The organism is Bizionia sediminis, assembly GCF_042684585.1.
Taxonomy (GTDB): Bacteria; Bacteroidota; Bacteroidia; order Flavobacteriales; family Flavobacteriaceae; genus Algorimicrobium; species Algorimicrobium sediminis.
On the sequence record NZ_JBHULS010000002.1, the window covers coordinates 415,400 to 430,034 of the forward strand.

A 14,635-nucleotide genomic window follows, 5' to 3' on the forward strand; every position below is an offset into this window, starting at 1 on the left:
AAAAAACAACAACATGAAAACTTTAAAATTAGTATTATTTGCTTTAGTAGCAACCGTAATGTCTTGTAGTAACGACGATAACGCCACATCTAATTACAACGCCGAGATGTTAAGCGACGCTCAAATTCCAAATGCCATAAAAACCTATGTAACCACGCATTTCCCAAGCAACACTATAAATTCTGCCTTAAAAGAAACCGTGAACAATACGGTTAGTTATGCGCTAAGTTTAACGGATAACGTAAATTTAAAATTTAACAGTGGTTATGCCGTTACTCAAATTGTAAGCAGACAGCCGCTTCCTAATACGGTAATTCCACAAGCCATTTTAGACTATGTGGCTACCAACTACCCAAATAACACCATTACAGATTGGGAATTGGACGATGACCACCAAGAGGTAGAACTAGATAATAACTTGGAATTAGAATTTACTTTAGATGGTGCATTTATTGGTATTGATACCGATGACGATGGCGAAGCAGACGATGAAGAAATTGTACTAACACCAACTGAAATTCCAACAGCTATTACCGACTATATAAACACACATTTCCCTACCAACAACATAGTTTTAGCTACTAAAGAAATTGAAAATTTTGTAATTACTTACGATATAGATTTAAATGGAAACATAGAACTGGAATTTAACAGCACCTTTGAAATTACCAGTATAGAAAGCCTAACAGCCCTACCAAGCACGGTTATTCCACAGGCTATTTTAGATTATTTGGTACAGAATTACCCAAACAATTTTGTAACAAGCTGGGAGCTAGAAGCCAACCACCAAGAAGTAGAATTGGATAATGACTTGGATTTGGAGTTTACCTTAACAGGTGAATTTATAAGAATTGATAACGATTAAGTTAAAGGGCTGAAAACCTAAAACAAAACCCATTAAAAAAGCGATTATGATAGTCTTGTCATAATCGCTTTTTTCTTGTTTAAAACGCCGTTTAGCAACTCTTAAAATTAGCATCTGTAATTTCCGTAACACGCAAGGTATTTACCATCCCTTTGTCTTGAATGGGCATGGCTGCTAAACTAACTAGCATATCGCCAGCTTCCAAATAACCTTTTTGGCAAGCAATGGTATTAACATCCTCAATGGTTTCATCGGTACTTACAAATTTATCGTAAAAGAACGCTTTTACACCCCAAAGCAAATTAAGTTGGGTTAAAATACGGCGGTTAGAGGTAAACACTAAAATATGTGCTTTTGGGCGCCAGGCGGAAATTTGAAATGCCGTATAACCACTATTGGTTAAAGTTGAAATAGCTTTAGCATCAATTTCGTTTGCCATATTGGCGGCGTGGTAGCAAATAGATTTTGTAATAAACCGTTTGGTACGAATATGAGGCGGCAACTGTGGTACCTTAATTAAGCTGGAATGTTCCACGCTTTTAATAATATTGGACATTTGTGTAATAACCTGAACTGGATATTGCCCCACCGATGTTTCGCCCGAAAGCATTACCGCATCGGCACCATCCATAACAGAATTGGCTACATCATTTACCTCGGCACGTGTTGGTGTTAAACTGGAAATCATGGTTTCCATCATTTGGGTTGCAATAATTACTGGAATACGCGCTTGCTTGGCGCGTAGCACCAATTTTTTTTGAATAAGCGGTACTTCTTCTGCTGGAATTTCCACCCCTAAATCGCCTCGCGCCACCATTAAGCCATCGCAGTGCGCTACAATTTTATCGATATTTTCAACGGCTTCAGGCTTTTCAATTTTAGCAATAATTGGAATTTTATGGTCGCTGTGTTTATTAATAAGTGCCTCCAGTTGCATTAAATCTTCGGCATGTCGGACAAAGGAAAGTGCAAACCAATCTACTTCCTGCTTTATAGCAAAAATGGCATCCTCAATATCTTTGTCAGTTAAAGCTGGTTGCGAAATATTCGTGTTTGGCAAATTAACCCCTTTTTTGGAGCGCAATGGGCCACCTTGAATAACGCGTGCTTTAACCTCCGTTGTTTTATTGGTTGCTACCACTTCAAAAATAAGTTTTCCATCGTCCAAAAGTATGCGCTCGCCTGGTTTGGCATCCTGTGGAAACTTCTCGTAAGTCATATAAACACGGTCTTTGGTACCTTCAAAACGCTTGCCAGTGGCAAAAATAATTTCGTCGCCTTGGTTTACAATAACTTCGCCTTTCATGGTACCCACACGCAGTTTAGGACCTTGTAAATCGGCTAAAATAGCGGCATTATACCCAAATTCTGCATTTAATTCGCGAATCATGGCTATGCGCGCTTCGACATCTTTATAATCGGCATGCGAAAAATTAATACGAAACACGTTAACACCTTCTTCTAGCATGGCTTTTAAAACAGCTTTTGTACTAGTTGCCGGGCCTAATGTGGCTACAATTTTTGTTTTTTTTCTTTTTAACATTAATAAAATATTAAATTGTTTTTAGATTTTAGTTCTGTGGGGTTTATGCTGTAAGCAGTTACCACGTTCGGAATATTTTGTAGGTTTTTAATAAACTGCTGTACGTTTTCTTCGCTACAGAGCTTATCGGATATTTTTAAAAAAAAATTCACTTTTTTATATTCCGGAATTAGGTAATAGGTTTTTGTTTCGGTAGCAGCCAAGCTAAACAGTGTATGGCTATTGGTAGCTGCTGCTTGCTCGGTACTACAAATGTTTGAAACCAAATGCCAGGTTACTAAATTAAGTGCGTCTGTCCATTCGTATATTTCGTAGGATTCGGGGTGTTTAAAGTCTAAATCCTCTTTTTGTCGCACTAACTGAAGTTGTAATTCTTTATTTAAAAAGTAGGCCAGCCGGTAACCTTCTAAATTGCTATGAATACCAATTAATGTGTAATTAATGGGTTCCTCAAAGTCATCCAAATTTAACTTTTGCATAAACAAAGTTTTAAAAACGGCATGTAAAGATACTACTAAATACGCTTATAATTAGTGCCTTTAAGCTAAACTTAACATGAACATAACACAGGGCTTTTGCAACCTGGTTATTAGTTATTTTTATTAGGTAAGTTTGGACATTTCTTTCTGAAATACAAAAAACGCGCGTTTGGCTGCTTTTTCTTCGGCTTTCTTTTTGGAAGTTGCGCGTGCTTTGGACACCACTTTATTATCGATAGCTAATTTTACTGAAAAATGCCGGGTGTTATCATTTCCGGTATCGTCGTAAATATTAAAATCGAAGGTGCGTTTTTCTTTTTGGCACCATTCAATAAGCAAGCTTTTATAGCTTATTACTTTTCCTTCTAATTGGGCTATATCTACATAGGGAATAATAACCTTTTTATAAATAAATTTTTCGCAATATTTATAGCCTCTATCTAAAAATATGGCACCTACCAAGGCTTCAAATAAATTGCCGTAAATATTGTCGCCAAAATGGCCTTTCGGAATTTTGCTCGTTACTAAATCTATTAAGTTTAGGTCCTTTCCGAGTTCGTTTAAATGCTCGCGACTCACAATTTTAGAGCGCATTTTGGTTAAATAACCTTCATCGCCACTGGGTACTTCAGAATATAAGTGCGACGCTATTACAGCACCTAGCATGGCATCGCCTAAAAACTCCAGGCGCTCGTAGTTAATAGGGTGTCCTTGCGCATCTTTTATATTCATGGAGCGGTGGGTAAATGCTTTCTTAAAAAAAGCAATATTTTTTGGTTTAAACCCCAATATTTCCTGAATACGCACAAAAAAATTCCCGTCAGTTTTTGAACGGGAATTTAATATGTTTCGAATGTATTTCATTCGTTTATTAATCTATTTTCTTGAATAATACGCAAGCATTATGGCCACCAAAGCCAAACGTATTACTCATGGCAACTTTAACATCGCGCTTTTGTGCTTTATTAAGTGTTAAGTTTAGTTCTGGATCTATGGTATCATCTACCTCCTTATGGTTTATGGTAGGCGGTACAATACCGTGTTCCATAGCTAAAATAGAAGCAATAGACTCTACAGCACCAGCGGCACCCAACAGGTGTCCTGTCATGGATTTGGTAGAGTTTATATTTATATTTTTAGCATGGCTACCAAACACTTCGGAAATTGCTTTTAGTTCGGCTACGTCGCCTAATGGTGTGGATGTTCCATGTGTGTTTATATGGTCCACATCTTCAGGTTTTAAACCGGCGTTTTCTAAACAATTTCTCATAACTGCAATAACTCCAAGCCCGTCTGGGTGTGGGGCTGTCATGTGGTAAGCGTCGGAGGATAAACCGCCACCAACAACTTCCGCATAAATTTTGGCTCCACGCGCTTTAGCATGCTCATAATCCTCTAGCACAATAGCTCCAGCACCTTCGCCTAGTACAAAACCATCTCTGGTTGCGTCAAAAGGTCTTGAGGCTGTTTCTGGGCTATCGTTTCTGGTAGATAGCGCATGCATGGCGTTAAAACCACCCATACCAGCAATAGTTACAGCTGCCTCGCTTCCACCGGTAACTACAACATCGCAATGACCTAAACGAATGTAGTTTAGCGCATCAATCATAGCATTGGCAGAGGAAGCACACGCAGATACGGTTGTATAGTTAGGCCCCATAAAACCATGCTTAATGGAAATATTTCCTGGCGCAATATCTGCAATCATTTTTGGAATAAAAAACGGGTTAAATCGGGGTGTCCCATCGCCTTTGGCAAAATTTAACACCTCGTCTTGGAAGGTTTCCAAACCACCTATTCCCGCACCCCAAATAACACCGACTCTTAATTTATTAACCGCATTTAGGTCCAGTTTAGAATCTGCAATAGCCTCATCCGATGCGACCATTGCATATTGTGTAAACCGATCCATTTTACGCGCTTCTTTTCTATCAAGAAAGTCGGTGGCTTTAAAGTTTTTTAATTCGCAAGCGAACTTTGTTTTGAACTTTTCAGTATCAAAATACGTTATAGGCGCTGCACCACTTTTGCCATTTATAAGTGCCTCCCAAAATTCATCTTTGGTGTTTCCTATAGGCGTAAGTGCTCCTAACCCAGTAACTACAACTCGCTTTAATTCCATAAATTCTAATGAATTATTTTGCTGATTCTATGTAAGAGATAGCTTGACCCACAGTTGCAATATTTTCTGCTTGATCGTCTGGAATTTGGATATCGAATTCCTTTTCAAACTCCATAATTAATTCTACCGTGTCCAATGAATCTGCTCCCAAATCGTTTGTGAAGCTAGCTTCAGTTACAACTTCGTTTTCATCAACACCCAATTTGTCTACGATAATCGCTTTTACTCTTGATGCAATGTCTGACATAATCTTTTATTTTAAGTTTTAATTTAGTTGGCAAAAATAAAAATTTTATTCTTATTCCACACCTTTACCGTAAAAATGTGCTTGTAATTTACTAAAATTCCCGGAAGTAAATCCTATTTACCTTCTAATTGTTATTATTTATTCTTTTTTTTGTAGCCTACATTCTTTATTTGAAACCCGTTACTATGAAACGTATTGTTATTTTTGCATCTGGTTCTGGATCTAATGCTGAAAACATTATTAAATATTTTCAAAACAATGCCCATATAGCCGTTACACATGTTTTTAGCAATAAGGCGCAGGCGCCAGTTTTGCAGCGGGCTACCAATTTAAATGTGAGTGCTTTTTCATTTAACAGACAGGCTTTTTCAAAAACAGACGATGTTCTAAAAGTATTACAAAGTTTTCAACCAGACTTAATAGTTTTAGCAGGGTTTCTTTGGAAATTCCCAGAGCATATTCTAGCGGCTTTTCCAAATAAGGTTATTAATATACATCCTGCGCTATTGCCAAAACACGGCGGAAAAGGCATGTATGGCATGCACGTACACCAAGCGGTTGTGGCGCATAAAGACACGCAAACGGGCATTACCATTCATTATGTAAATGAACATTACGATGAGGGCGCTACCATTTTTCAGGCTACTTGTCCGGTTTCAGAAATCGATACGGCGGAGACTGTTGCTAAAAAAATTCATGAATTAGAAATGACCCATTTCCCAAAAGTGCTCGCCGATTTGTTAGACAATCAATAGAGGCTGGCTTTTTTTGTATCTACCCTGCAAATCCGAATAGTAAAAACCAATGGCTAAAAAAAAACAAAAATATTACACCGTTTGGAAGGGGCATAAAACCGGCGTTTTTGAAACTTGGAACGATTGTAAAGCACAAGTTAAGGATTACCAGGGTGCCGTTTACAAGGCTTTTGATAGTTTTGAAGCAGCCAAAAAAGCACTAAATAGCAATTACAAAGATTTTATTGGTAAGAAAACTGCTTTTAAAAGCAGCTTATCCGAAGTACAGCTAGCAAAAATAGGGCAGCCTAACTATAACTCCATAGCCGTAGATGCCGCGTCCAGTGGCAACCCCGGCGTTATGGAATACCGCGGCGTAGATACGAAAACCAAAAAACAGCTATTTATACAAGGCCCTTTTGAAGAAGGAACCAACAATATAGGCGAGTTTTTAGCTATTGTACACGGTTTGGCTTTTTTAAAACAACATCATAGCAACCGCATAATTTACACCGATTCCAAGACGGCTATTAGTTGGGTAAAAAAGAAACGATGTAACACCAAATTGGTGCGCAGTGCTAAAAACAAAACACTATTTGAATTAGTGGACCGAGCTGTAGCTTGGCTAGAAAACAACAACTATACCACACCTATTGTAAAATGGGAAACCAAAGCTTGGGGCGAAATTCCTGCAGATTTTGGTCGGAAGTGAGGGTGTGTTTAATAATTGTAATTTTTAGAGACAAACACAATATTTACTTCAGCAAGTCATAACTTGCACTTGGCGGGAATAGTAACTCAATTCCTTTTGGTTTGATTTTAAACAACGGACCTTTTTCAACCACTCTCCCTTTTGAGTTTCGCTTAATTAAATGGTCAAGCGTTATGATACCTTGTTCAATTAACAAGTCAAATTGTGAGGTAATTGGCTTTTTTGTATGTTCTACTAGCTTATATTGAAAATGTTCCCGTTCATCAATCTTTATACTTTCGGCTTCTACCCAAAACGTTTCCTTATGTTTAGATTTTAATCGGTTATGAAGTTTGTCCAATGTCCAGACTACAAAATCTCCAACCTCTGGCTTGTCAGAGTTTTCAATCAGTTGCTTGATGTCACTATCAATTCTTAAATTTAAGCCTTGTGAGTTTCTTGTAATTGCCGAAACTGTGCAATAAAGTTTAAAATCATCATCACGTTCATATCCAAAACTGTTAAGAATTTCAGCTGAACTTTTAAACTTACTCAATTTCCAATCTGGAACTTGTGCAAAAAGATTTTTTCGATTCGTTCTGCTGTTTCTAAACGATTTAAGTTCAATTCCTTTATAATCTGGTTGTTTTGAAGAGTTAATGGCAATTCCGAGTGCTGTTTCAAGTGTCCTACCTACTGAGGTGTCAGCATCAACCATTGAAGGAATTGGACCTGCATTTGCAATTTTTCTTAACATAGCTAAAAGCTCAAAAGCAACTTCATTTTCTGTCGAATTGATTGCATTAATTAATTCTTGAAATGGATTTAGAACTGAAGAATAAATTAATTCCTTGATATCTAATTTCGTCAAGTTAAAAACTTGAAAATTATCGTTGTAAAAAGTGATTCCAACAATATCGTTAGGTTCAGCAACTTTTGTTAAACCATAAAACCAAATTCTTGGGTCTCCTTTTTTAGTTGAAGGACGATATAGAGATGCTTTTGATTTTATAATCTTAAAACCAGTATGAATAATTGCTGGAATCATTACTTTGCTCTCTGTACCTTGACTCTGCAATTCATAATCGTGAATTTTCTCACTTTTCAAATAATTACGAACAGAACCAGTTGCATCCATTATGGATTTTTTTAATCCAGTTTCGGTTGGTTCAATTAAAGTAAGAGAAACTTGGTTTTTGGTCAGTAATTTTATTTTTTCTTGTTCTTCGTCTGTAAGTTTTCTCACTTGATATGTTTTAAAATTTCACTTGCTACAGCTCTTGCTAATAAAGGTGGAACAGCGTTACCAACTAAAGTATATTGTGGTACTTCCGTTTTTCTATTATTTCCACCTGTTGAGCGTTTCCCTTGAAATACAAAAGAGTCGTCAAAAGACTGTAAACGTGCCATTTCTCTAACTGTTAATGACCTTGGCGAATTGTAATGAATATAATCATCTGCAATTGTCATTATTGTAGAGCTTTGTTCATCTGGTTTTAAAACATTATAATTTCGCTTGTTTGTCGAAAGACCTAATTTTTCTAATTCTGGTTGCGCTTTTTTATAATCTCCATTTTTTAAAATAACTCCAAGTCTTTCAACAACAGTTTCGTTTTGATTACTTGTTTTGTGATTATTGAGTATGTCGAAATATTTTTCTCCATTTTCAAGTGCTTCTGTATTCCTTACATAAAAAGGCTTTGTTTGAGGTTTGAAACGCTCAATTAACCTACCTTTTCTTGACCATTCTGCAAAAGATTTTCCACCTTTGGAAGTTGGCTTTCCATCAATTTTTCTTTTCTTTAATAATTTAGCCATTTTCTTTGCGGTTCCATTGTATTGAGTTGAAATATCAATCAATTCGTATCGGTGAGCTTCTTGATTGTTACCTACAAAATCTAAATCGTATAATGCTTCAAAAATAGTAACCTTTTCTTCTTCAGAAACGGTTGCAGGAATTTCAGAAATATATTTTTGGTCTTTACGACAACCAATGAAAAGCACTCTTTCTCTATTTTGTGGAACACCATAATTTGAGGCGTTAGCAACAAAAGGTTTTTCTATTTTGTAAAGTCTAATACTTTCAAGAATAGTTTCTAATTCCTTTTTCTGTGATTTATTGCAATGCGATTTTAATATCTCTATTGACTCATCAAAAGAAATTGTATAGATTTTTAACGCAGTAATGATATCATCACAATCTTTTTTATAAGTATTTGGAACTTTTAAAATTTTGAAAGCGTTTTCAATTTTCGATATCACATTTTCTGAACTGATTTCTGTTAGGAAATCAGTAAAAGCATTTACAAAATTATCACTATCAATATTGCAAAAGTCTTTTTCTTTTATAATATCGCGTTTAAGTTTTTCCCATTCTTTCGCTCGTGCTAAAAGGTTAAAACCGTGGCGAATTGTATTTATATTCTCGTCCGTTTTACTGGTTTTATAATCTGCAATTTTTGGGGTTAGTTTTCTAAATCTATTTTCTACAAAATTGATAAAATCAGCTTTTCCGCTTTCTTTATCTTTTTCGAGTAACTTTTCAAGTTCAACACGTTTTATAATGCTGTCAAATAGAAAAGAATTTGATTCACCTCGTATCTTTTTAATAAACGATGTAAGTGAAGGAATCTCTTTGATGTCAACAATAGAATTGATTTCTTGAAGAATTAACTCTTTTATTTTGCCACCTTCCTTGGTCAAAATACCTTTTACATTTTCCATTACAAAGTATTTAGGCTGTAAAACCTTAATGACTTCCAAATAATGAGAGAATAAATCGTCTTTTTTGTCGAATTTCTTTCTTTTTCCTGCAAGGCTAAAACTTTGACAAGGTGGGCCACCACAAACAACGTCTATTTTTCGACCATCTATTTTTTCTAATAAATTGTCTAAAAAGTCTGGCTCAGTAATATCTTGTTTGAGAAATTTAGCATCTAAACCCAATTGATGATTGTAACGAACAACGTGGGTGAGTTCGCAGTTTTCGTTTATATCGTTAGCTACTACAAAATCAAAGAATTTATTATTATGTTCAGCTTGTAAAAATCCCTCACTAAAACCACCAGCTCCTGCAAATAAATCTACAAAAGTGAATGGTTTTCCGTAAAGCGAAACCTGTTCTTTTACGATATTTACAATGCTATTTTCTTTATAATTTTCTATGTGTTCATTTAAAACGCTTTTAACTTCGTCTGGACTAAAAGTCTTTTTGTTGGAATGGTGCAGAAGTTCGTCAGCTCTGTCTCTTAAAAAATCCAAATAATGATTGATTTCGTTTGATTCTACACTCAATCCAATTGCTTTCTGTTTTGATTTATCGAACTTTTTCGGTTCTATTTTCTGCCCAGTTGAAACTTTAACCTGACTTCCGTTACAGTTTATTCGAAGATGAATTGGTGCAAACCCTTTTTTGTCAGGTTTGTCTAAATAAAAATTAATTGTTGCCATAATTATTTGCGGACGCTTTTACGTACACGGACAAATTTACGGACATTTTTTAAGTTTTAAAATTTAAATTAGATTTTTCTCATAATATCATTTAATGATGATTACTTCGGTAGATATTTTTTTATTCCGCAATAGTTTTTTTATTCAGCAAATAGATTGATGTTTATTTCAATATTACTCCAATATACCACACCTATTGTAAAATGGGAAACCAAAGCTTGGGGCGAAATTCCTGCAGATTTTGGTCGGAAGTGAGGGTGTGCAGCCTGTAGCACCCAATTCCCAGCCACCCCAAATAAATTGGGTTTTTAGTTTTCAAAAACCGTATATTTGCCTCAAATTTTCAAACCGTTATATGAGTAAATTAGTAATAGTAGGAACGGTAGCTTTTGATGCTATTGAAACCCCTTTCGGGAAAACTGATAAAATTTTAGGAGGAGCCGCCACATATATTGGCCTAGCTGCTTCACAATTTAATGTGGACGCCGCAGCGGTATCTGTTGTAGGTGGCGATTTTCCGCAAGAATACCTTAACCTTTTATCGGATAGGCATGTAGATGTTTCAGGCATTGAAGTAGTAAAAGAAGGCAAAACGTTTTTTTGGAGCGGTAAATACCACAACGATATGAACACGCGCGATACTTTGGCTACGGAGTTAAACGTTTTAGCCGATTTTAAGCCAGTAGTACCAGAAGCATACCGCAACGCTAAAATTGTTATGCTAGGAAATTTACATCCGCTGGTACAATTAAGTGTGTTGGAACAAATGGAAACCAAGCCTGAATTAGTTATTTTGGATACCATGAACTTCTGGATGGATTGTGCTTTGGACGACCTACTAACGGTTATTAAAAAAGTAGATGTTATTACCATTAATGATGAAGAGGCAAGACAACTTACAGGAGAATACTCCTTAGTAGTTGCTGCTCGTAAAATTCATGATATGGGCCCTAAATACGTGGTTATTAAAAAAGGAGAGCACGGCGCTTTATTGTTTCATAACGCTAAAGTATTTTATGCACCTGCTTTGCCGCTGGAAGAAGTGTTTGATCCTACAGGCGCAGGCGATACTTTTGCGGGTGGTTTTGCTGGATTTTTAGCTAAATCCGACGATGTATCTTTCGAAAATATGAAAAACGCTGTTATTTACGGATCCACTTTAGCCTCGTTTTGTGTTGAAAAATTTGGAACCGAGCGCATGGTAAATCTAAAAAGCAACGAAGTCCATAAGCGCTTGCAACAGTTTAAAAACTTAACACAGTTTGATATAGAATTAACATAACACACACCAAGCGCGCTCATAATGGAGCGCGTTTTTAATTTACGTAAACAACACAACACAAACAATGAGCGACGCTTTAAAACACGAATGTGGTATTGCCCAAATTCGTTTATTAAAACCTTTAGAATTTTACAAAGAAAAGTACGGCAGTGCCTTTTATGGGGTTAACAAAATGTACTTACTAATGGAAAAGCAGCACAACCGCGGGCAAGACGGTGCGGGCTTTGCTAGTATTAAATTAGATACACAACCGGGTGAACGGTACATAAGTCGCGTCCGATCTATAGCCCAACAGCCTATTCAAGATATTTTTTCGCAAATAAATAGCCGTATAAATAAGGAGTTTCAGGAACATCCCGAATATCTTAACGATGTAGCCCTGCAAAAAAAACACATTCCCTACATAGGCGAACTCCTTTTAGGCCATGTACGCTATGGAACTTTTGGTAAAAATAGCGTGGAAAGCGTTCATCCGTTTTTACGCCAAAATAATTGGATGCACCGAAATTTAATTTTGGCTGGTAACTTTAACATGACCAATGTAAACGAACTTTTTGACGGTTTGGTGCGTATTGGTCAGCATCCAAAAGAAAAAGCAGATACGGTAACTATTATGGAAAAAATTGGCCACTTCCTGGACGATGCCGTTTCCAAATTATACCGAAAACTTAAAAAAGAAGGTTACAGCAAACACGAATGTTCTGCCTTAATTGCCGAACGTTTAAATGTGGCTAAAATTTTAAAGAAATCGGCTAAAAACTGGGATGGCGGCTATGCTATGGCTGGTTTATTAGGTCATGGCGATTCGTTTGTGCTACGGGATCCAGCAGGCATACGCCCTGCCTTTTACTACAAAGACGATGAAATTGTTGTGGTAGCTTCGGAACGTCCTGTTATTCAAACCGTATTTAACGTAAGCTTTGACGATGTAAAAGAACTGGAACCAGGACACGCCATTATTACAGAAAAATCTGGAAAAGTATCTATTAAAAAAATTCTGGAACCCTTGGAGCGCAAAGCCTGTTCTTTTGAGCGCATTTACTTTTCGCGCGGTAGCGATGCCGAAATTTACCAAGAACGCAAAATGCTTGGGAAACTTTTAATGCCTAAAGTATTAGAAGCCATAAACGAAGACACTAAAAATACCGTATTCTCCTACATACCAAATACCGCCGAAACCTCGTTTTTTGGCATGATTGAAACCGTAGAAGAACACCTAAACAAGAAAAAAACAGCAGCCATTATTGCCGGAAACGGCGCTTTAAGTGCAGAAACCGTAACGCATATTTTATCTGAACGACCACGAATTGAAAAAATAGCTATTAAGGATGTTAAGTTAAGAACCTTTATTACCGAAGATAGTAGTCGGGACGATTTGGTAGCACACGTATACGATGTTACCTACGGCGTTATAAAACCAACCGACAATTTGGTTATTATAGACGATAGTATTGTGCGCGGCACTACTTTAAAGAAAAGTATTATTACTATGATGGACCGCTTAAAGCCCAAGAAAATAGTAGTCGTGTCGTCTGCGCCACAAATAAGATACCCTGACTGTTATGGTATAGATATGGCTAGGCTGGAAGATTTAATTGCTTTTAGAGCCATGCTGGAACTTCTAAAAGAAAACAACAAATACCATCTGGTAGAGGAGGTTTACCAAAAATGTAAAATGCAGGTAGCTTTAGAAGATAAGGATGTAAGAAATTTTGTAAAAGATTTGTACTCTGAATTTACCGCAACAGAAATTTCTAAAAAAATTGCACAATTAATCTCTAACGATAGTATTAATGCAGAAGTTGTTACCATTTTTCAACCGGTTGAGAATTTAAATAAGGCCTGTCCTAAAAATTTAGGCGACTGGTATTTTACGGGTAATTATCCAACCGTAGGTGGTAATCGCGTTGTTAACCGCGCGTATATTAATTTTTACGAAGGAAATAAAGAGCGTGCATACTAATGTATTGATTACGTGATTATTAGATATTATTCAGTCAAAACACTTAATCGATAATATTTGCGTTTTATCTAATATTTTAGTATCTAAAACTATAAATACAGTATCTTGTAGTTACCATAACATAAGTAGGTTAAGTTCATGGTAGATTTGGGGCAAAAGGCGAATTCACATTCGCCTTTTTTTTATGCCGAAAATTTAGGGAATTAAAAACTATGCATTCATAACCAAAAACAAGCCATTTAAAGGCTTAAAACGAACGTTCAACTTGTTTAAAATGCATTTCGTCTGATTTTTTTGTAAACATCGTATGGTGCAATGTATATTTGTGTCACCATAACATAAGTAGGTTAAGTTTATGGTAGATTTGGGGCAAAAGAGGTGAACATTCGTTCGCCTCTTTTCATTTTATAACGGCACGATTCTATAAGCAAATTACGGCTAACAACCATATTCGCACCTTGATTAGAATTTTATGTGAAACGCTTTAATAAGCTATTTTTTTAAATAACCATCAGCAAAACAAATACAACCAATACCAATTCAGCACTGATTTTTATGCATAAAAAAAAGCAAACTTAAACAAGCTTGCTTTTTTTTGTAAAGTTATAACAGCTACTATTTAGCTTCGGCATAACGTCGTTCTACTTCGTTCCAATTAATTACCTTAAAAAAGGCATCAATGTAGTCTGGGCGTCTGTTTTGGTAATTTAAATAATAGGCGTGCTCCCAAACATCTAAACCTAAAATAGGTGTACCACCACAGCCAATACCAGGCATTAATGGATTGTCCTGATTGGGTGTTGAGCAAATTTCAACTTTTCCACCTTTATGAACGCACAACCATGCCCATCCAGAGCCAAACTGTGTGGCCGCCGCATTACTAAATTTAGTAATAAAACTATCTTTATCGCCAAAAGCGGCATCAATAGCATCCTTTAACTCGCCAGACAAACGGCCTCTATCTTCAGGATTCATAACATCCCAAAATAAGGAATGGTTATAAAAACCGCCACCATTATTTCTAACAGCTTTGTTATCCATGTCTAGATTTTTCAAAATATCTTCAATAGATTTTCCTTCTAAATCTGTACCTTCAATAGCTGCATTTAATTTTGATGTATATCCCGCGTGATGTTTAGAATGATGTATTTCCATGGTACGCGCGTCTATGTGCGGCTCTAACGCATCGTAAGCATATTGTAATTTTGGTAATTCAAAAGCCATAATATTGTTGTTTAAAGTATTAATAAATTAATTCT

The 14,635-nt window shown here is 36.2% G+C and carries 13 protein-coding genes and 1 pseudogene; 6 read left to right on the forward strand and 8 right to left on the reverse strand.

Translation table 11 applies throughout. The features are described 5' to 3' along the window. Positions 1-13 precede the first annotated feature (13 nt). Positions 14-865 carry a PepSY-like domain-containing protein gene (locus ACFSQP_RS06250; RefSeq protein ID WP_376892553.1) on the forward strand — a complete coding sequence of 284 codons (852 nt, stop codon included), beginning with the start codon at positions 14-16 and terminating at the stop codon, positions 863-865. A gap of 91 nt (positions 866-956) precedes the next feature. Here ACFSQP_RS06250 and pyk read toward each other — a convergent pair whose 3' ends face one another. The 5 genes from pyk to ACFSQP_RS06275 form a co-directional block, all read right to left on the reverse strand. Then, on the reverse strand, positions 957-2,408 hold the full coding sequence (gene pyk, locus ACFSQP_RS06255) for a pyruvate kinase (protein WP_376892554.1): 1,452 nt from the start codon (positions 2,406-2,408) through the stop codon (positions 957-959). Next, positions 2,408-2,887, reverse strand: a complete 480-nt coding sequence (locus ACFSQP_RS06260) for an IPExxxVDY family protein (RefSeq protein ID WP_376892555.1) — start codon at positions 2,885-2,887, stop codon at positions 2,408-2,410. Before ACFSQP_RS06260 ends, pyk begins: the two co-directional genes overlap by 1 nt. A gap of 123 nt (positions 2,888-3,010) precedes the next feature. Then, positions 3,011-3,751 carry a ribonuclease III gene (rnc, locus tag ACFSQP_RS06265; protein ID WP_376892556.1) on the reverse strand — a complete coding sequence of 247 codons (741 nt, stop codon included), beginning with the start codon at positions 3,749-3,751 and terminating at the stop codon, positions 3,011-3,013. A 7-nt stretch (positions 3,752-3,758) separates the two neighbouring features. Next, positions 3,759-5,009 (reverse strand): beta-ketoacyl-ACP synthase II, encoded by a 1,251-nt coding sequence (gene fabF, locus ACFSQP_RS06270; RefSeq protein ID WP_376892557.1) that lies wholly within the window; start codon positions 5,007-5,009, stop codon positions 3,759-3,761. Positions 5,010-5,022: 13 nt separating this feature from the next. Continuing rightward, positions 5,023-5,256 (reverse strand): acyl carrier protein, encoded by a 234-nt coding sequence (locus ACFSQP_RS06275; RefSeq protein WP_376892558.1) that lies wholly within the window; start codon positions 5,254-5,256, stop codon positions 5,023-5,025. Between the two features lie 185 nt (positions 5,257-5,441). On the opposite strand from ACFSQP_RS06275, the gene purN reads away from it, so the two are divergent. Both purN and ACFSQP_RS06285 read left to right on the forward strand, forming a co-directional pair. Continuing rightward, the gene (gene purN / locus ACFSQP_RS06280) at positions 5,442-6,011 is read left to right on the forward strand and encodes a phosphoribosylglycinamide formyltransferase (protein ID WP_376892559.1); all 570 of its coding nucleotides are present in this window, start codon (positions 5,442-5,444) and stop codon (positions 6,009-6,011) included. 49 nt (positions 6,012-6,060) lie between these two features. Then, positions 6,061-6,702: a ribonuclease H1 domain-containing protein gene (locus ACFSQP_RS06285; RefSeq protein ID WP_376892560.1), complete on the forward strand. Its 642-nt coding sequence runs from the start codon at positions 6,061-6,063 to the stop codon at positions 6,700-6,702. A gap of 43 nt (positions 6,703-6,745) precedes the next feature. Here the strand turns inward: ACFSQP_RS06285 and ACFSQP_RS06290 are convergent, their stop codons facing one another. Further along, positions 6,746-7,927 (reverse strand): MvaI/BcnI restriction endonuclease family protein, encoded by a 1,182-nt coding sequence (locus ACFSQP_RS06290; RefSeq protein WP_376892561.1) that lies wholly within the window; start codon positions 7,925-7,927, stop codon positions 6,746-6,748. Further along, a complete protein-coding gene (locus tag ACFSQP_RS06295) occupies positions 7,924-10,131 on the reverse strand; it encodes a DNA cytosine methyltransferase (protein WP_376892562.1) in 2,208 nt (735 codons plus the stop codon). Before ACFSQP_RS06295 ends, ACFSQP_RS06290 begins: the two co-directional genes overlap by 4 nt. A gap of 183 nt (positions 10,132-10,314) precedes the next feature. Between ACFSQP_RS06295 and ACFSQP_RS06300 the strand changes: the two are divergent. The 3 genes and pseudogenes from ACFSQP_RS06300 to ACFSQP_RS06310 form a co-directional block, all read left to right on the forward strand. Beyond that, positions 10,315-10,386: pseudogene (locus ACFSQP_RS06300) on the forward strand (ribonuclease H); the annotation flags it as partial. Between the two features lie 100 nt (positions 10,387-10,486). Further along, the gene (locus ACFSQP_RS06305) at positions 10,487-11,413 is read left to right on the forward strand and encodes a PfkB family carbohydrate kinase (protein ID WP_376892563.1); all 927 of its coding nucleotides are present in this window, start codon (positions 10,487-10,489) and stop codon (positions 11,411-11,413) included. Between the two features lie 64 nt (positions 11,414-11,477). Further along, the gene (locus tag ACFSQP_RS06310; protein ID WP_376892564.1) at positions 11,478-13,376 is read left to right on the forward strand and encodes an amidophosphoribosyltransferase; all 1,899 of its coding nucleotides are present in this window, start codon (positions 11,478-11,480) and stop codon (positions 13,374-13,376) included. Positions 13,377-13,991: 615 nt separating this feature from the next. Here the strand turns inward: ACFSQP_RS06310 and ACFSQP_RS06315 are convergent. Next, positions 13,992-14,600: a superoxide dismutase gene (locus ACFSQP_RS06315; protein WP_376892565.1), complete on the reverse strand. Its 609-nt coding sequence runs from the start codon at positions 14,598-14,600 to the stop codon at positions 13,992-13,994. Between the last annotated feature and the right edge of the window lie 35 nt (positions 14,601-14,635).